Origin of the sequence: Ruminobacter sp. RM87 (assembly GCF_000701925.1) — a bacterium.
In the GTDB taxonomy this organism is placed as follows: domain Bacteria; phylum Pseudomonadota; class Gammaproteobacteria; order Enterobacterales; family Succinivibrionaceae; genus Ruminobacter; species Ruminobacter amylophilus.
Window position 1 is genome coordinate 103255 of sequence record NZ_JNKD01000002.1, and the last position, 21210, is coordinate 124464.

The following is a 21210-nucleotide window of genomic DNA, read 5'->3' on the forward strand; positions in this document are numbered from 1 at the left end:
TAGGATGACGATGATAAGCCCGGGGCACAGCTCCCCGGAGCTATAGTAGGTATAAAAGCTATGAAGTATAAGTATACAAGATTATTTTCAGCCATGATGTTAGGCATTGGTGTGACCGCTTGTGGCGGCGGTGGCGGTGGTGATGAACCTAAACCAGATCCAAATACTACCTATCAAATCCAGTCAATCGTTCAGAATATTGATGGCGTAAGTGTAAGCAGCGCGAAGGTATGTCTTGACGTAAACGGTGATGCTATATGTAATGATAGCGACGTTGAAGTGAAAACAACTGACAGTAACGGTGCAACAATTCACACTTTCACTGAAGAACAGTTCAAATCATTGAAGAATATGATTGCGGTTTCCGGTGACGGCAGTGTTTACTCTCATGTGCTTACCGACTCAGTTGTTAATGCAGCAAAATCGGCTGACGTAAAACAAGGCGTTATTTATATCAACCCTATCACAACTCAACTGACTAAGTATGCCAAAGCCAACAACCTGTCTCATGATGCTGCAATTGCTAAGCTTGCAAGTATCATGAATGTTAACAGCACAGAATTTACCAATTCAGTAAAGAAGGACAGTGTTCTTGAAATTATTATCAGATCTCTTGATGCCGTAGGTGACAATTTAAATGATTCAACAGTAATATCCATTGTTACCGGAGCTGGTGATAAAGTTTCAACGGCTTTATCTGATGGTTTAACATCTGATGAAATTGTAACTTCATATAAGAATTATCGTGATTTTGACCATCTAGAAAAAGATGCAGAAAATCATGCACCTGTAATTACTGATTTGAAATCTGCATTAGCTGCGTGCAGAACCTATATGTTTGCCGCTACCGCAACTGATGAGGATAAAGATCCTTTGACCTTTACCTGGACATTCAGTGACGGCAGTTCGCTTACCGGTCCTAATGTTCAGCATATATTTGCTGCAAACGGAACATATAATGTTCAGTTGTCAGTAACAGACGGGAAAGCTCCTGTTTCAAAGAGTCAGTCTGTGACTGTTAACTCAGATATGTGTGGCAGTTTCACTGAGCTTAAGGCTCTGTTCACATTTAAAGCTACTGAACTCCAGGTTGAATTTTCAAATGTTTCATCAGGTGATATTGAAAGTTATGAATGGGATTTCGGTGATGAAGAAAAGTCTTCTGAAGAGAATCCAACACATGTTTATAAGGCTGAAGGAACATACATCGTTTCACTTATTGTGGTTGGCAAGGACGGTACTAAGTCTGAAGCCTATACGTATCCGGTAAAAGTAGAGGTTAACCCTGTTCCTGTTGATCCTGATATTCAGTACAATGTAAATGGACTGACTGTTACATTTACCACAAAAGATGTTGAAAATCCTGTATGGGTATTCTCTGATGGTGAGCAGTTAAGCGGTTTTTCCGTTACCAAGACTTTTGCTGCCGGTGGTAAATATCCTGTAGTTCTGATGCACAGTAAGGGAAGTAAAACATTTGAAGTTGAGGTTGTATCTCCTGAGGACCCTTCTGTAAGTATTGGTGAGCCAGTCGTATCATACCTCAATGTCAAGATGAATGCTTCTGCAGAGAATGCTCCTTCTAATGCGACATTCAGCTGGAACATGGGAGACGGCACCACGTTAACCGGTTCAGACGTTGAATATACTTACAGCAAGAAGGGAACATATACCGTGACCGTTTCTTTACTTGATGAATCAGGAAAGGTTCTTGCAACAAGTTCGAAGGATGTGACCGTAGCGCCGGAAAATCATAAACCTGTTGCCGGATTCACTTATACAGTGAATGGGGTACAGGCACAATTCACTAATACTTCTAAGGATGATGATGGAGATACTTTGACTTATTCTTGGGATTTCGGTGATAATCAGACCTCTACTGAGAAGTCACCAACTCATGTTTACGCCAATGTAACCAAGCAGTATACAGTTAAGTTAACCGTAAGTGACGGTGCGCTGACAGATGAGTTTTCTAATCCTGTTGATATTGTTTATGTGCCAGATTCTCACAAGCCTGTAGCAGTGATGACCAACTCAATTTCCGGTATGGTTCTATCATTTGATGCAAGCAAATCAACTGATGAAGATGGTGATACTTTGACTTATTCTTGGAATTTCGGTGATAACAGTACATCAAAAGAAGTGTCAGGTACACATACTTATGCTGAACCAGGTGAATATACCGTGACTCTCGTGGTTTCCGATGGCGGACTTAACAGTGATCCTGTATCAGATAAATATGTTGCTGTTGATGAGTTGCTGAAATGTACATTGGAATAATGTAATTTAGCTGATATTTATCAATCTTTAAAACCACTGTCATCTGTTTGACAGTGGTTTTCTGTTTTAAAAACGTATACTAAATGTCTATATAAAATGTCTACACATATCAAATTATTAGTGTGATCGGTGTTAAATATCTGTTAAATGTGTTAAATGGATTGTGATATTGATATGATAAAATTTTTCTCTGAAAACTTTTTCATGAACAAAATTACAGGTGTTGAAACATGAATTTTAAATATAGCAGACTTGCTTCAGCCATTATGCTCACCGTAGGTGTAACAGCCTGTGGAGGCGGCGGTGGCGGTAATGGAGATGATCCAGTTATTTCCGATTATAACGTCAAGTTGGCCGTTCAGGACGAGACCGGAGCTCCAGTATCAAATATAACCGTGTGTCTGGATGATAATCGTGATGAATCATGTAGCGTAACAGATGATCTTGAGTTAACTTCAACAGACAGCAATGGTTATGCAAATCAGACTCTTACCAAAGATCAGATTACTCAGGGCAGCAACCTGATGGCTGTTGTTAATAACCAAAAAACGTTTATTAACGTTACCAGTGCCGAGATGTTATCTTCAGTTACAAAGGCTGAATCAAACAATCTTTCAATCAATGTCAATCCGCTGACTTCTCAGCTTTACAGATATTCCAAAAACCAGAGACTTGATATTGATGCAGCAAAGAGTTCTCTGGCAAATTTAATCGGTATCAATGCTTCAGCCTTTGACTCAACCATTAGATCTGGAAGTGCTGTATCCGTATTCCTGCAGTCCCTCTCCAATATGAATCATAATCTTGGCAGCGATGCAGTTGTTCAGAATGTTAAAGGAGCAATCACCAAAATTGAGACAGCCCTGAATAAAGGTGTTTCAGTCGAGGGTATTATAAGTTCATATGCTACCCATAGTAATTTTGATCATTTGATTGACGGCGTTGATACTAATCATGAGCCACAGATCACCAATGTTCAGGTTGTAGAAGTTGCCTGTCGTGAAGTGATTTTTACCGCGAAGGCTACAGATCAGGATGGTGATACCCTGTCATATAAATGGGAACTTGATGATGGAACCGTTGAAAAGAAGCAGAGTTTTCAGCATGTATTCAGTAATATAGGCGAACATCAGGCTACTCTGTCAGTTACTGATGGACTGGCAACCGTTAAGGAAGTTAAAAAATTTGAAACCACATCTTCAATGTGCGGTGCAGATCTTAAGGCAAGTTTCAGTATATCAAAGATTGAGCAGCTGACTGTTGAACTGTCTAATAATTCTTCCGGCAATATTGCAAAATACATGTGGGATTTTGGAGATGGAAGCACTTCAACTGAAAAGTCTCCGGTTCATACATACAGTGAAGCAGGCAGCTATACCATTTCTTTAGTTGTTGAAGACGAGGCTGGAAATCAGTCAGAGCCTGCAACATTCAGTGTAAAAGTTTCCAAGGATGAACCTGTAGTAATTCCAAATATCGATATTACTACAAATGGTCTGACTGTAACTTTAAAAACCGATGCGAAGGATCCTGTCTGGGACTTTACGGACGGGAGTACATCTGAAAAAATTTCCGGAGCAGAAGTTACAAAAACTTTCAGTAAGGCAGGGGCATATACTGTTATTCTGTATTATACAGCAGGTGATTCAACAGCTTCTTACCCATTCACTGTTACGGTAGAAAGTATTCTTGTTCCTACAGTTTCCATTTCCGACATTGAATCAAACGGTCTTGTGGTATCAATGAAGGCAAAATCATCAGGTATCAGCGGTGATGTTACATATGAATGGAACATGGGAGACGGAAATACCGAAAAGGGACAGGAAATTGTCCATACCTATAATGAAGATGGTGAATACACCATTATTTTAAAACTGCTGAATTCCGAAGGTACTACCGTAGCAACGGATACTCATACTGTAGTTGTTATGAAAGATGTTGTTAATCATGCACCAAAGGCTGATTTTACACATCAGGTTGCGGATGACAAAGTAACTGTAAGTTTTACCAATAACTCTAAGGACGATGACGGGGATAAACTCAGTTACGTATGGGATTTTGGTGACGGCACTACTTCAACTGAAGAAAATCCGATCCATAAGTACCCTTCAGAAAAGAAGGATTATACTGTAACTCTTACTGCCAGTGATGGTCAGCTAGACGGAAAAGTTCAGAACAAGGTAAGCATTGATGTTGTTATCAATAATGCTCCTGTAGCTGTTATTTCATCATCCCAGTCTGGTATGCAGCTGTCTTATGACGCCAGCGGATCAACAGATGCAGACGGAGATTCACTCACTTATTTGTGGGATTTCGGTGATGGAACTACATCAGAACTGGAAAAAGGTACACATGATTATTCCCAGGAAGGTGAATATACCATTAAACTTACTGTTTCTGATGGTAAGGTAAACAGTGAAACAGTTTTTAAAAAGATTACCGTTACATCCGGCAATCATGCTCCGGTTGCTAAAATTAAGTCAAGTGTTGATGGTTTAACATTAACCTATGCATCCGAATCAACAGACGAAGATGGAGATACTCTCACTTATAAGTGGAATTTCGGAGACGGTTCAACTTCTGAGACTGAAAGCGGTACTCATACTTATGCCAAGGAAGGTACTTACATTGTTACTTTGACTGCTTCTGACGGCAAAGCGGAAAGTCAACCTGCAACAAAGAATGTTACCGTCGGAGCAACAGGTGATTTTGAAGTTGATTTCACTTATGATTTTAACGGTCTGAAAGGCACTTTAACAGCCTATTCAACTGTTAAAGTTTCAAAACCTCAGACATACAGCTGGGATTTGGATGACGGTAAGACTGCAACCGGTAAGAATCCGACCGTGACCTATACCCAGGGGGGAACCAAGACAGTGGTTCTCACTGTTACCAGTGAAGGCAAGAGTGTATCTAAATCCTATACATTCGAACTTGCTGAAGGCACAAGTGTTGTTCCTGAGAAGAAGGGAATCTACTATAAGGGAGTTGCTGACGGTATCTATATCTGGAATGATTCAGGGGTACTGGCAGGTGAATGGCCTGGTTCAGCCATGACTACTGCTTCAGAAGACAGTTCATGGTCTTTCTATGACACTTCAGCAATAACAGAAAGCAAAGTCAACGTCATATTCCTGAAAGGCGGAGAGAAAATTACAGGTGATTTGACCAATGCTCCTTCAGCGGGATGTTATGACGGAAAGTGGACTGTAATTGATTCCTGTGTTCTTTCTGGAACAGCTACCAAGGTTTCCGGTGGCGGCAAGGTTGATCCTGAGGTAGATCCTGATGATAGTGTTCTCACCAACAATATTCCTTGGAATGACCTCAGTACAGCAGGTTTTGACTCCACTGCCGAAGGATTAGGTGGTGTTGATTCTGCTCCATTCATTGTTCCAAGTCTTATTCCAGGCAGTTACCATGAAGATCAGGTTGTTACTTTAACTACCGAGGATGCCGACAGAAACGGTACTGATGCTACTATCTACTACACACTGGATAATACTGAACCAACTACTTCATCAACCAAGTATACCGGTCCGATTTCATTAAAGGATACTTCCACTGATAAGTTAGGCACAGCATACAGACTTCGCGCTCTTGTTGTAGGCAGTAACGGTGCTAAACAGGAACAGCACTTCTTCTGGTTTATCAAATCGCAGAATCCTGCTGTTTCAGCATCAACTGATTTCCGTGATGAGACAATCTATTTTGTCGTAACAGCACGTTACTACGATGGTGATAAGGACAACAACTATTATTGTCGTGACCGTTTTGATATTGATGACCCAAGCTGGAGAGGTGACTTTAAGGGACTGATTGAACAGCTTGACTACATCAAATCAATGGGATTCACCGCAATTTGGATTACTCCACCGGTAGAAAACCGTTCAGGTCTTGATTATCACGGTTACCATGCATATGACTGGTTCCAGCCGGATCTCAGACTTGAAAGCCCTGGTGCAACTTATTTTGATTTCATTAAGGCAGCTCATGCCAAGGGAATCAAGGTTGTTCAGGACGTGGTGCTTAACCATTCAAGTAACTACGGTATTCGCGGTCAGGTATATCTTGATAAAATTCCTACCAAATATCATGTCGACGCTAAATACGGCAAGGACGGCATAAATATGGGAGATGTGTATGTCAAGAATGTAGGTGATTATAAGTCATATAACCGCTGTGACAATGACAATCCTGTTGCTCCAACATGGCATCGACGTGTCTGCGCTGGTGATCCAGATGCTTCCGCCAAGTTCACTGTTCACTTCAATGATGCTTCAGTGCCTGTGGATGGAAATGCTGACAGTGAAAAGCCATACGATAATTATTACTGGTCTCCTGGTTCAGGACAGCAGCTTTATTCTTACTGGTATCACTCAACTTACACCAACAACTGGGAAAGTGTTGATGAAGTACAGCAGCGCAGTATGGCTGGTGACTGTGTTGACTTAACAACTGAAACAGAGCAGGTTCAGAACTATATGAATGCCATGATGAGAATGTACCTTGACATGGGTATTGATGCTGTTCGTATAGATACTCTTAAGCATATGCCCCGAGAGGATGTTATGGCTATGACATCAAAGTGGCAGAAGTATAAGCCTGGTTTGTTTGTATTCGGCGAAGCTCTGATTAAGGGTTTCGGTGATAACACTCCTTCAGAACTGCATCCTTGGTACTACACCAGAACGTCTGCTGCTGGTGCGGAAAAATCAGGAGATTCAGGTATTTCTGTTCTGGACTTCTCATTAATGAGTACCTTCAGAAATAACGTAACCAAGGGCGGGGTAAACGAACTGGCTAACGTCTTTAACTCATTTGACAGCTGGTATGCCGATCCGACCAAGCTGGTAACTTTCTTCCAGAATCATGACCTTACTCCGGATAACACCTGGGCAGGTTCAGGTGCACAGCACTGCTGTACTGACAGAGCTAATTCAGCCCTTGCATACAACGTGCTATGGACCGTTCGCGGTATTCCAGTAATGTATGCCGGTGATGAAACCGGAGTTCGCGTTGGTCTACCTCCGGATCTTACCAGTGCAGACGACCTCGTGAAGGACACCGGTAGACTGTATGTCGGGGATACAATTGATAACGGTGATCCAATCATCAGTCACATTACAGATTTAAATGCAATAAGAAAGGCATCGATTGCTTTAAGACGAGGAACTCTGAAAGTTCTTAACGGCGAACCTTTCGTATTTGAAAGACAGTACGAAAATGATGTTGCCATTGTTGCCATTCCTGGAACAGGTGGCGGTGATGTGACTGTAAGCGGGGCTACCGATGGTACCTATCAGGATCTCGTGACCGGAACCAGCTACACTGTAAGTGGCGGAACCGTAAATCTTGGTAATATTCCTGGTGCTTCTATGAGAGTTCTTGTTAAGGGATATACCGGTGGAAAAGTGGCTTCAAAGAGTCAGTTTCTTAAGTAATAACTGATATTTAAACCACAAATTTATAAAAGAGTTCGTTTTCATAAAGACGAACTCTTTATTATTTTGTGTGTCTATAAAATTTAGAAAACATTGTATAAATGTGATCTGTATTTCAGAAAAAATATAAAAAAAAGATATTTATGAAATAAGTTTGAAATCGTTTTTTTTATGTATTAAAATTTTAAATTAAAGTAAATTTGAAATGTTAACGCAATGTTAAAACATATTTAAATTTATTTAAATTTGTCAGATGTTAAACCCAATTCAGGATTATAGACAATGAAATTAACAACTTTATCTTTAGCTATTGCATCTGCTATGGCAGTCACTGCGTGTGGTGGTGGCGGTGGTGGTGGGGATAATCCAACACCAGATAATGCATATATGACTGTAAATTACAGTCTTTATTCTTCTAATGACGCAGCAATGGCTGATGGTAATGCAGATGCATCAAGCACTGTAACCCAAATCTGTCTTGATTTAAACAAAAATGACAGCTGTGACTCAGGTGAGCCAAACAAAACCGTGAATGGTGTTAGCGGTTCAGCTAAATTAGAATACGATAGTTCAATCAACTTAAACGGTGTGAATGTCATTGCCCAGAACGCTCTTTCAAAGATGAGAATCAAGGCCAACGTTGGCGGAGCAGCTTCAGGGGCATCAACAAAGTCTGTTTCAGATGTAATTAATTTGAATCCATTAACCAATCTGGCGTATTCCCAGAATTCCGGTTCAGGCAATATAGCAGGGCCTGATGACCTTGCCAGCATTATCGGCACAAGTGCAAATTCTAGTGATTTTGGTTATGATACCGCGTTCAACAGTCTTGATGCAGATGTTAAATCGTTATCCGATACTTTACTTATTTTAGGTTATGGCAAGCTTGCAAATGACCTGTCTTCAGGTGCTTACGGTACTGTATCGAATCAGTTGAATGGTTTACTGCAGAAGATTAAGACATATCTGTCAGAAAACGATAATGACAGAATCAAGATGTTAAGAAGTGTTTCTGCCATAGGTATGAAGACATTTGATAATCCGAATCCGCCAGTTCCTCCATCACCTGATGCACCGGAAATGTCATATAGCGTGACTGAAGGAACCGGAAGTGTTACCTTTAAACTGACAAATGTTTCAGATGAAGCAAGTGTAAAGTGGAATTTTGGTGACAATGAAACCTCAACTGAACTGAACCCAACTCATGTATACAAGAAATCAGGTACATATACTGTTGTAGTTACCATTGCTGACGGAGATGTTTATCAGTTAACTCAGTCTGTAACTGTTAATGTTACCGATAATGTAAATAATGCTCCAGAAGCTGCGTTCATTTCAGAAGTTAACGGAAAGACAGTTAAATTTACTAATAAGTCATCTGATAAGGATGGTGATCAGTTATCATACGTTTGGGATTTCGGCGACGGTCAGAAATCAACTGATGCGAATCCAACTCATGTATATGCTGATTATGGCAATTACAGTGTTAAACTGACTGTTTCAGATGGCAAGACCGAGTCAAGTATCACCAATCCTGTAAAGGTTTCATCTGAAAATAATCCTCCTGTCCCTGAGTTCTCATATACAGAAGAGAATGGACTGGTGAAATTTACAAATACATCAAACGATCCTGATGGTGACGAATTGTCATATGTATGGGATTTTGGTGATAACACTACCTCAACTCAGGTTAGTCCGGAACATCAGTATGCTAAATCAGGTGCCTACACAGTCAAGCTGACTGCAAATGATGGCGCAGCTACTGTTACTAAGGAACACAGTGTAAATGTTAGCATCATTGATCCAGTTGTAAACCACAAGCCTGTTGCAATGTTTAGTTACAGTGCCGCACAGAATGTGGTTACTTTCACTGATGGTTCAACAGACGCTGATGGTGATCAGTTATCATACGTTTGGGATTTCGGTGACGGCCAGTCATCTACTGCAAAGAATCCTCAGCATACCTATGAAGCAAAGAATGCTTCCTACACCGTTAAATTAACTGTTAACGACGGTAAGCTGGCATCAGAAGAGTTCACGCAGAATGTTACCGTAACAATGGAAAATAATTCACCTGTTGCAAAATTCAGCGTTTCGGTAGACAGATACACTGCAACGTTTACCAATAACTCTGAAGATCAGGATGGTGATGAACTCACATATTCATGGAATTTCGGTGATGGTGCTACATCTACTGAAAAGAATCCAAAACATACATATGCTGCAAATGGTAATTACACCGCAAAACTTACAGTGTCTGACGGAAAGACAAGTGTTTTTGTTACCAATCCAGTAAGCATCAATGTTTCAGATATCTGTACTGACAGCGATCCGTACTGTAAGGGTGATGCAGATACTTCATGCGAGGAAGTGTGCACCACCAAGACCGAAACAGTATGTACCGGTGGCGGTGGTACTACTGAAGGAGCTGTTTCAGATGCGTATCATGCAACAAATCCTAACGGTAACGTAGGTGCCAATAAGACTATCTCAGGAGCGTCAGACTGGGGGGATGACACTTTAATAGCTGTAAGTGCCGCAAACGATGACCCTCGCGCTTATCGTGGCTACCATGAATATCCAACTGATGTTTACAGTCTTCACGCAGCATGGGATGACACAAATCTTTATCTGATGGTGGAATTCCCAAATCTTCAGGATGCTGAAACAGGAAGTGATTTCGATGCCTCTTCTTACCAGTTCCTTCCTAACGGTATTGCAATTAATACCGGCAAGAGAAAGGCCGGTGTAGGTCTGATGGATGAAGGCGGTAATCCTTGGAATGATAAGTTAACATTCTGGAATATTAAAGATGGTCTGGACACTTTACTTATGTTCCACCCTCGTCTTCCTACCGTTAACAAGCCGGGGCTCTTCCTTACTAATTCAGAAGGCCTGTTCTCTTATGACGTAGAAGGTGGCTATTTAATCGGTTTTGATGCCGCTGGTATTGAACGTGTGGTTTATCAGCAGCCAGTATCAGCAAATTACTGGGGTATTGCCAATAATTACGATGGTGGTGCTGACCAGTACAAGGATACATCCCTTTATACTGACCTGATGCCGACTTCAAACAAGAATGCTGCAGGTCGTATGTATCAGGTTACGATTCCACTGGCAAGCATAGGCGTTGATTCAGCATGGATGACCAGCCATGGTGTCAAGGTAATGTGGTTCACCACAATGGGCACGTCTCCAATGGATTGTCTGCCTTGGGATCCGGTAATGGTTGATGCAGCATCTGAACCATATTCTGTTGAAGATTCCACTTCTCATGAAAAGGAAGATCTGGATATTATAACCGTTCCTCTGGCATCCGTAGGTAAGCTTCAGTCAACCGGTACCGGTCAAGAAACATGTACTGATGTTGAAAAGGAGGTTTGTGAACCTGATCCGCAGTGTCAGATTGATACCTCTGCCATTGAAGTTAGTCTCAACGGTTCAACCAAGGATAACGGCAAGTCTGTAACCGTAACTGCAACTGTTGCAACCGGCTATAAAGGTGTCAAGTATACCTGGGAACCATCTGTAGGTTCAAAGGTTACCTCTGAATACAACGATACTACCAAGTCATTTACCGTAAACAAGAGTGCCAAGGAACAGACCTTTACACTTAAGGTTACTGCTGACAGTGCCAAGGGATATCGTACAGGTTCAGAAACTTATACTGTGACCATTCCTGCATGTCAGGGGGATGAATGCCCTAATCCGTCAGAATGGAGTACTTCAACAGGTGAATTTGCAGATGTTAGTGTATACACTGAATCAAACTGCAAGGCTCCGGCTAATTCCATCATCCTTAAGTATGACGGCTTTACATCTCCTTACGTCTGGCTGTACAAGGATTCAAAAACCAACTACTCTGGTGGTTCATGGCCTGGTGCTGCAATGACCAAGATTGAAGGATGCACTGAATCATTCTACACATATACTCCTTCAACTACAGTTGATTCAGCTTTAGCCATTTTCTCTGATACTATAGGTGGACTTAATCAGTATCCAGGTCAGAATCAGCCAGGCGTTGAGTATTCTTCAGCAACTCCTTGTTTTGATTTCTCAGCCAAGAAGTTTAAGACTGCTGATGAATGCGGTATGACCCCAGCTGAGGTTAAGACAGAAACTTATGTAACTGTTGATAATAAGAAACAGGCAGACGGTTCAATCATTAAGATCGTTGAAAAAGACGGTGAAGCTTCATCAGCATACAAAGATGTTGCCTTAATGATTTATGGTAAGGGAGTCGGTAAGGAAACCAAGGGTACTTACACTATTGACGGTTCTGAACAGGAATTTACCAATGGTGAAATAATCCGTGTGGGAGCCAACGTAACTGCTCCTGATACTGAAGCTGGTGAAGATCCAAAGAAGGCTACTCTGACTGTAACTTACGGTGATGCTTCTTCAACCTACACCATTCAAAAGAGTAAGTGGGTAACCCCACCTCCAGTAACAGGTGTTGATTTTACATGGAATAATGCTCTGATTTACTTCGTTGTTACTGACCGTTTTGCGAACGGTAACACTTCAAACGATAACTCATATGGAAGAAAAAATCCAGATGCTTCAGGTCATCCTACAGCAACATTCCATGGCGGTGATATCAAGGGGCTGACTAAAAATCTTGATTACATCAAGTCTCTGGGTATGAATGCTATTTGGCTTACTGCTGCATATGAACAGTCTCACGGCTGGACCGGCGGTGGCAAGAAAGGTAATTTCCAGCACTATGCATATCACGGTTACTATGCCTTAGACTTTACCTCCTTGGATGCTAACATGGGTACTGTTGATGAATTCAGAGAATTTGTAACAGAAGCTCATAAGCGTGGTATCCGTGTAGTTATGGACGTGGTAATGAATCACTCCGGTTACGCCACACTGAAGGATATGTGTGACTTCGGCTTTGGTGTTCGTTCAGATGGCAAGAACGCCTGTGAAGAATGGACTCCAGGTAGTGGTGAGTCTTACCATAATAAGCCAATCAGTGAAGCTGCTGACAGCAGGTGGGACAGCTGGTGGGGTGCAAACTGGTTAAGATTCGGTGCATACGGCGGTTGCGGTTCAGATGATTTAACCACCTGTTCATCATACCTGCCAGATTTCAAGAACGAACCAAACGGTTCTTCCGTAAATCTGCCAACTTTCCTGGTTAACAAGTGGCAAACTGCAGATGCTGCCCACGACATTCCTGCTGCTAAGGCTTATCGTGCAGGCAATATGTCTGTAGCTGATTTTGAAGCTCACTGGTTAGCATCATGGGTTGAAGAATTCGGTATTGACGGTTTCCGTTGTGATACTGCAAAGCACGTTGAAAAGGCAACATGGGGTAAACTCAAGAAGTACTCTAATGAAGCTTTGGCCAAGTGGAGAGCAAATCACGCAAACGGTGATGATCCAGCCGCATCATGGACTGACGATTTCTGGATGACCGGTGAACACTGGAACTTCGGTACTGATCCTTCTGACGGCTCAGGTTATGGCAGTACAGGCGGATTTAACTCCATGATTAACTTCAGCTTAGGATGTTCAACACCAGATGCAAGTACCTGGTCATCATATGCCGGCAAGTTTAATAACGGAACCAGTGCTCCAGCTCTGAACGCTCTGTCATACGTATCATCACATGATACCCAGCTTTGCCGTCCGGGTGACATGAAGGCTCTTGGTACAGGTCTTGTACTCTTACCAGGCGGTGTTCAGGTTTACTACGGTGACGAAACTGCCCGTCCAAATGATAACGGCGGTTCAGGCAACGATGAAGAACATGGTACCCGTTCTGATATGAACTTCCCTTCAGACATCAGTAACCAGGCTGAATGGGCTGCCAACGTTGATTCAATCAGCACCAGTTTCTCATCAAATGAAACTCTTGCTCACTGGCAGAAGGTTGGTCAGTTCAGATTCCGTAACCCAGCTGTAGGTGCCGGTAAGCAGACTGAAACTGGCGATGGTTCACTCTGTCGTAAGTATGACAACTCATCTGAAAACATCAGCAATGCTGTTGTAATTCATGTTGGTTCAGCGTCATCTGTTAACGTTGGTGACTGCTTCGAAGATGGAACTGAAGTTATGGATGGCTACAGTGGAGCTACAGGTACTGTCAGTGGCGGTTCTGTATCTCTCTCTGGAACCGGCAGCTTAATTCTTCTTGAAGTTAAGCGCTAATTCAATAATAATTAGCTAATACCTTTTTAAAGGACTCACGAAAGTGGGTCCTTTTTTTGTTGTATTATTTGAAAAAAAAACATATATTTGAACGTGTCATAATCTGACATCGGATAATTTAAAATCCTTCTCATATTCAGACTCAACCAGGTACGGGAATAATTATGGCTGCTGATTTCATTGACTTTTACAGAAAACTGATTTCCATTAATTCCATCAGCTCCGAGATACCGGAGCAGGATATTTCCAATGAAGAGGTGATAGATTTTCTGAATGATTATCTTACTGATAAGGGGTTTGTGACCAAAAAACTTCCTGTAAAGAATTCCAGAAACAAATATAACCTGATAGCGAAAATCGGGAGCGGAGCCGGTGGACTTGCTCTGTGCGGTCATACAGACACTGTTCCATGTGATGAGGGAAAATGGCTCAGTAATCCTTTTGAGCTGACAGAGAGAGATAACAGGCTCTATGGGTTGGGAGTTATTGATATGAAGGGCTTTTTTGCATTTGTTTACAATGTAATAGAAAACATTGAATTATCAGCTCTTAAAAAACCTCTTTACGTTATTGCGACCGGTGATGAGGAAACAAATATGGGGGGCGCTATTTCTCTTCAGGAACAGTTCTCTGATAAACCTGATCTAATGATAATAGGTGAACCTACTTCCATGGTACCAGTTATTATGCATAAAGGTCATGTGGTGCAGGGGGTTAGAGTAAAAGGAAAAGGAGGACACAGTTCAAATCCTGATGCCGGCACCAATGCCATAAAGATAATGCATGAAGTAGTTGGCGGTCTTCTGAATCTTGAAAAAGAACTTAAAGAGAGATACCACGAAGATCTGTTTCAGATTCCTTATCCGACAAGTAATATAGGAAAAATTTCGGGTGGCGATGCCCCAAACAGAATTTGTGAGAACTGTGAATTACTGTTTGACATCAGACCTATTCCGGGACATGGAGTTGAGGAAATGATGAAACTTACCCGTGAGGTACTTCAGCCTGTCCTGAACAAATACCCTCAGAATATTGAACTTTTTGTTCCATATGAACCTACTGAACCTTTTGGGGGAAAAATATCTGATGAGACGGTTAAATATCTGGAAGAGGTTACCGGAAAGAATGCTGTGGCTGTAAACTATGCTACTGAAGCAACTTACTACCAGAATATCAGCGAAACAGTTGTTCTTGGGCCCGGCAGTATAGACATGGCTCATCAGCCGAACGAATATCTCGATATGGATGAGATAGCTCCTGCTCAGGATATACTTCTCAGCATAGTTAAACGTTACTGTATGTAAAACAGTTTCGATTTTTCTATATTATTTTTTAAAAGTTTATTTTAAAAAGTGTAGACTTGGTAAAAATTTTAAGATTTTTTAAATATTTATGCACAAAAACTGCATAAATATGTAATAATATGCAAGCTGTATTGTTTCTGCTTAAAATTGCGACAGTACATGATTCGAGCAGGCGGTCTTTGTATGGTGCCTCTCTTTTACAATAAATTATTTTGTTACCATATAAGGTAAAAATTTTTTATACAGAATTAAGGAATATAACAGAATGCTTAATGTAGCTATCATTGGTGCCAGCGGTTATGCAGGTGCTGACTTATCTTTAATTGTTGCTAAACATCCAAATCTTCAGATTGGCGGTTTATATGTATCTGAAGGCAGTGCTGACGCCGGTAAGCTCTTAAGCAGTTTGTATCCTCGCCTCCACTCATATGTCGATTTACCGCTTCAGCCTTTGACCGCAGAAGCTTTAAACGATGTAAAGAAGTGTGACATAGTATGTCTGGCTACAGCCCACGTAGTAAGTATGAGACTTGCTCCTGAGCTTGTTGATGCCGGCTGTAAGGTGTTTGATCTGTCAGGTGCGTATCGCGTGAATGATCCGGCTTTTTATCCTGAATATTATGGTTTTGAACACGAAAATCTTAAGTATCTTGAACAGGCTGTATATGGTCTTGCTGAATGGAATGCTGAGGAAATTAAGAAGACCAACCTGATTGCAGTAGCAGGCTGCTATCCAACTGCTTCTCTTTCTGCATTAAAGCCTCTTGCAGTTAACAATCTGATCGCCGAAGGTAGCATGCCAATCATTAATGCTGTTTCAGGAGTTACCGGATCAGGCAGAAAGGCTTCATTAACCAACAGTTTCTGCGAAGTAAGTCTTAACGCATACGGTGTGTTCAAACACAGACATCGTCCTGAAATCAGTCATCATCTCGGACAGAAGGTTTTGTTCCAGCCTCATCTCGGCAATTTCAAGAGAGGTATTCTTGCAACCATCTATGTTCAGCTCAGAGATGGTGTTACCGATGAAATGATAGAAAAGGCATATAAGGAAAAGTATGCAGGACAGAATATTGTTCGTATCGTTGATCACTGGCCTGCAGTAAAGGATGTTGAATTTACTCCGTTCTGCGACATTCATTATCAGAGAGAAGGAAATACTCTGGTTGTATGCTCTGCAATAGACAATTTACAGAAAGGTGCCGCAGCTCATACAATGCAGTGTATTAATATTCGTTTTGGTTTTGAACCTACTGCAGGTTTATTATAATACGGTGGTTGGCTATGTTGGATAATGTATTAATCATTAAACTCGGTGGCGCTTTGATTGAAAACGATGAGGCGTTAACTGCATTATATGAAGGATTAACTTCATATTTGAAAGATCACAAGAGACCGATTGTCCTTGTTCACGGCGGCGGCTGTCTTGTTGATGATTTACTTAAGGGACTTGGCATGAAGTCAGAAAAGAAAAATGGCCTTCGTGTGACTCCTTTTGATCAGATCCCTTATATCACAGGTGCTTTGGCTGGTACTGCTAACAAGCTGATGCTTGCCAAGGCTAAGTCAATGGGTGTTGATGCCGTAGGTTTATGTTTAACCGACGGATCAATCACCAAAGTAACTCAGCTTAATGAGGAACTCGGTGCTGTAGGCAGTGCGACAATTGGTTCTCCAAAGCTTCTTGAAGTATTATTGGAAGCTGGTTATATGCCAACCATCAGTTCTATTGGTATAACTGACGATGGAAAGCTTATGAATGTTAACGCTGATCAGGCTGCAGTGGCTTTGGCAATCTCATTAAAAGCTGATTTGGCACTTTTGTCAGATGTTGATGGCATTTTGGACAAGAATGGTAATCTGATTACCACCATGACTGAAAAGCATGCCGCAGATTTAATTGCGGACGGTACCATAACCGGAGGCATGGAAGTTAAGGTTAAGGCAGCTCTTAAGGCTGCCAAGGCTTTAAATAAACCGTTAAGCGTGGCCAGCTGGCGTTATCCTGATAAGATTAACGCTTTGTTAAGTGGTGAAGCCATCGGTACAAGAGTGCTCCCAGAATAATATTTTAGGAGATAATATGCGTCATTTATTAACTGGTTTTGAGTTCAGCTCAGATGAATATCTTCAGGTTCTTGAGCTGGCTAAGGATATGAAGGAAAATCCAGCGAAGTATTCAACTAATCTGGCCGGTAAGACAGTTGTGACTCTTTTTGAAAAGCCGTCATTACGTACAAGAGTGACTTTTGAAGCAGGTATGTACAGACTGGGCGGTCACAGCATTTATCTTGACCAGAAAAATGGTGAATTCGGGCACAGAGAATCCGTAAAGGATTATGCCTGCAATATGTCACGCTGGGTAAATGGTATTGTTGCCCGCGTATTCCTTCACAGCACTCTTCAGGAACTTGTGAAATATGGCACCGTTCCGGTTGTTAATGCACTGTGCGATTTGTATCACCCATGTCAGGCGTTTGCGGATTTTCAGACCATCAGAGAACATTACAGTGATCTCTCAAAGGTAAAGCTTGCTTATCTCGGTGACGGCAATAATGTTACAAATTCACTGCTGATTGCCGGCGCCAAACTTGGTACTGATGTTACCTGCGTATGTCCTAAGGGAAGCGGTCCTGATGTTCAGGTGTATGAAGCAGCATGCGAAGTGGCAAAACATACAGGTGCGAAGCTTAAGGTTACCGACAGTGTTGAAGATATCAACGGTTTTGATGTAGCATATACCGATACTTGGGTTTCAATGGGGGATGATACTCCATTGGATAAAGTTAAGGCCAGATTCATGCCTTATCAGATTAATCAGCAGCTGCTTGACAAGACTGGCATTCGTCATGTACTGCATTGCCAGCCTGCTCATAGAGAATATGAAATTACATCTGAAGTTATGGATGGCCCAAGCTCATTAATTTATGATGAGGGTGAAAATCGTATGCACGCTCATATGGCAGTTTTAAGTACTTTATTAAATCAGGAGTAGAAATAAAATGGCTGTTAAAAAAGTAGTATTAGCCTATTCAGGTGGTCTTGACACCTCTGCTATCGTACCTTGGTTAAAGGAAAACTACGATAATTGTGAAGTTATTTGTTTCGTTGCTGACGTAGGTCAGGGCGCTGACGATCTTGAAGGTGTTGAAGATAAGGCAAAGGCTTCAGGCGCTTCAAAGTGCATCGTTAAGGATTTAAAGGAAGAATTCGTAAAAGATTACGTTTACCCAACTTTAAAGACCGGTGCAGTATACGAAGGTACTTATCTTTTAGGTACTTCCATGGCTCGTCCAGTAATTGCCAAGGCTCTTGTAGAAGTTGCCATTGCTGAAGGTGCTGATGCTATTGCTCACGGTTGTACCGGTAAGGGTAACGACCAGGTTCGCTTTGAAAGTGCTGTAGCTGCACTTGCTCCTCAGCTTAAGGTTATTGCTCCATGGCGTATCTGGAAGATGCGTTCACGTGAAGAACTTTTAAATTACTTAAGCGAACGCAATATTCCATGTAAGGCTACTTTAAAGAAGATCTACAGCCGCGATGCTAATGCATGGCACATTTCAACTGAAGGTGGTGAACTGGAAGATACCTGGAACAAGGCTACTGATGCTGTATGGACTTGGACTACCAAGCCTGAAGATGCACCTAATACTCCTGAAGAAGTATCAGTAAAGATCGAAAAGGGTGAAATCGTTGCTGTCAACGGTAAGGAAATGTCTGCATATAACTGTCTCGCAACCTTGAATGACATTGCTGCCCGTCATGGTGTTGGTCGTGTTGATATTACTGAAAACAGACTTGTTGGTATGAAGTCTCGCGGTTGCTATGAAACCCCAGGCGGAACCGTAATGCTTGCTGCTTTACGCGCTATCGATGAACTCGTACTTGATAAGACCTTAAGATCTTTCAAGGCAAAGATCAGTGAAGATTTTGCTCAGCTGGTTTACGATGGTCGCTGGTTTACTCCACTTTGTGATGCTATTTTAGCATCAGCAAATAACATTGCAGAAGTTTGCAGTGGTGAAGTAGTTCTTAAGCTCTACAAGGGCTCTGTAACTGCTATTCAGAAGAAGTCAGACCACAGTCTCTTTAATGTAGATTTCTGTACCTTTGGTGAAGATGAAGTTTACAATCAGGCTGATGCTGAAGGCTTTATCAAGCTTTATTCTTTACCAGCTCGTATCCGTGCCATCAACGCTTCAAACAAGAAGTAATTTACTGTCAGGATGCAGTCTTAGTCTATGATTAAGATTGGCTGATTCATGCAGAAGGCGTATTCATTTGAGTACGCCTTTATTTTTAGGAGCTGGAGTAAGTCTGTAAGCGTGTGTCGCGTTTCTATTTTGTTTTATGAAATTAGGCTTAAATAATATATAATGACACAAAAATATTGCGAGGTAGATAAATATGGCTTTATGGGGTGGTCGCTTTACACAGGAAGCGGATGCAAGATTTAAATCTTTTAACGATTCATTAGTCTTTGACTATCGTATGGCAAAAGAGGATATCGAAGGTTCAATTGGCTGGGCAAAAGCAATTGCCTCAGTAAATATTATTTCAGCAGAAGAGTTGGAAAAACTCTTGAAGGCTCTTAACGAATTACTGGCCGAAGTTGAAAAAGATCCTCATTCAATTGCTCATGCAGGCTATGAAGACATTCATTCATATGTTGAGGCCAGACTTATTGAAAAGGTTGGTGATTTAGGCAAGAAGTTACATACAGGACGAAGCAGAAACGATCAGGTTGCCACGGATCTTAAGCTCTGGTGCAGAGCACAGGTTGCAATTCTTCTTAAGTCCATTACCGGTCTGGAAAAGACGCTTGTCGATTTCGCTGACAAAAATTTTGACACCGTAATTCCTGGTTACACTCATTTGCAGAGAGCTCAGCCTGTTACATTCGGTCATTGGGCGATGGCATATGTTGAAATGTTTGATAGGGATTACAGAAGACTCAGTAACTGTCTGGAACTGTTAAACACCTGTCCATTAGGAAGTGCCGCACTTGCAGGTACTGCCTATCCTATTGATCGTGAAGCACTGGCAAAGGATCTCGGATTCAGCAGAGCAACAAGAAACAGTCTCGATAGTGTTTCAGACAGAGATCATGTGCTCGAACTTTTAAGCTGTTCATCCATTTCCATGGTACATCTTGCCAGAATGGCTGAAGATATTATTTTTTACAACAGCGGTGAATCAGGATTTATCGAACTTTCTGATCGTGTGACCAGTGGTTCATCATTAATGCCGCAGAAGAAGAATCCTGATGCATGTGAGCTTATCAGAGGAAAAAGCGGACGTGTAATAGGTTCTCTTATGGGTATGCTTACTACTCTCAAGGGGCTTCCTCTTGCATACAATAAGGATATGCAGGAAGATAAAGAAGGTCTGTTTGATGCTCTTGATACATGGCATGACTGTTTAGATATGGCCTGCCTGGTATTCGAAGACATCAAGGTAAATAAGGAAAGAACCCTGGCTGCAGCAAAGGGCGGTTATTCTAATGCTACTGAACTTGCTGACTATCTTGTATCCAAGGGGATTCCTTTCAGAGAAGCTCACCACATTGTTGGTGAGGCGGTGGTGTATGCCATTAAGCAGGGTAAACCGTTGGAAGATTTGACAGTAGAAGAATTCCGTCAGTTCAATGACAGAATTTCAGACGACGTATATCCGATTCTTACTATTGAATCCATACTCAAGAAGCGCTGCGCAAAGGGTGGTGTATCTCTGGAACAGATTAGATCAGCGGTTGATTTCATGAAGAATGAGTTGTCAGCTAGATAATCATTTGAAGTAAATCCTCAGCTAAAACGGTCAGATAAATTTATCTGGCCGTTTTTAATTAAAAAGGTAAAAAAGATCACATTCTTCTTGCAATTATAGAAAAATTAACTATAATTACTTAGCTCTTTAACGAGCGATGCTCTTATAGCATTTACCCCCTAAGATATTTAGGGATTTAATTAGTTTGGACTAATCTCCTCTTGCCTAAAAATTAAAAAGATATGGCGAGA

Annotated in this window: 9 protein-coding genes; all 9 read left to right on the top strand. The window is 41.5% G+C overall.

The features are described 5' to 3' along the window. The first annotated feature begins 60 nt into the window (after positions 1–60). A complete protein-coding gene (locus T489_RS15675; RefSeq protein ID WP_031578240.1) occupies positions 61–2280 on the top strand; it encodes a PKD domain-containing protein in 2220 nt (739 codons plus the stop codon). 230 nt (positions 2281–2510) lie between these two features. Continuing rightward, entirely contained in the window at positions 2511–7724 is a 5214-nt protein-coding gene (locus tag T489_RS13975) for a PKD domain-containing protein (RefSeq protein ID WP_051621694.1), read from the top strand. A 282-nt stretch (positions 7725–8006) separates the two neighbouring features. Beyond that, positions 8007–13889 carry a PKD domain-containing protein gene (locus T489_RS15680; protein ID WP_084155359.1) on the top strand — a complete coding sequence of 1961 codons (5883 nt, stop codon included), beginning with the start codon at positions 8007–8009 and terminating at the stop codon, positions 13887–13889. Between the two features lie 164 nt (positions 13890–14053). Then, positions 14054–15193 carry an acetylornithine deacetylase gene (gene argE, locus T489_RS0101280; RefSeq protein ID WP_031578243.1) on the top strand — a complete coding sequence of 380 codons (1140 nt, stop codon included), beginning with the start codon at positions 14054–14056 and terminating at the stop codon, positions 15191–15193. Positions 15194–15458: 265 nt separating this feature from the next. Next, positions 15459–16463 (top strand): N-acetyl-gamma-glutamyl-phosphate reductase, encoded by a 1005-nt coding sequence (gene argC / locus T489_RS0101285; protein ID WP_031578244.1) that lies wholly within the window; start codon positions 15459–15461, stop codon positions 16461–16463. A gap of 14 nt (positions 16464–16477) precedes the next feature. Beyond that, positions 16478–17260, top strand: coding sequence for an acetylglutamate kinase (argB, locus tag T489_RS0101290; RefSeq protein WP_031578245.1), 783 nt, complete (start codon positions 16478–16480; stop codon positions 17258–17260). Positions 17261–17276: 16 nt separating this feature from the next. Then, a complete protein-coding gene (locus tag T489_RS0101295; protein ID WP_031578246.1) occupies positions 17277–18188 on the top strand; it encodes an ornithine carbamoyltransferase in 912 nt (303 codons plus the stop codon). A 7-nt stretch (positions 18189–18195) separates the two neighbouring features. Then, positions 18196–19407, top strand: a complete 1212-nt coding sequence (locus T489_RS0101300; RefSeq protein ID WP_031578247.1) for an argininosuccinate synthase — start codon at positions 18196–18198, stop codon at positions 19405–19407. A 193-nt stretch (positions 19408–19600) separates the two neighbouring features. Beyond that, positions 19601–20980 (top strand): argininosuccinate lyase, encoded by a 1380-nt coding sequence (argH, locus tag T489_RS0101305; RefSeq protein ID WP_031578248.1) that lies wholly within the window; start codon positions 19601–19603, stop codon positions 20978–20980. The last annotated feature ends 230 nt before the right edge of the window (positions 20981–21210 follow it).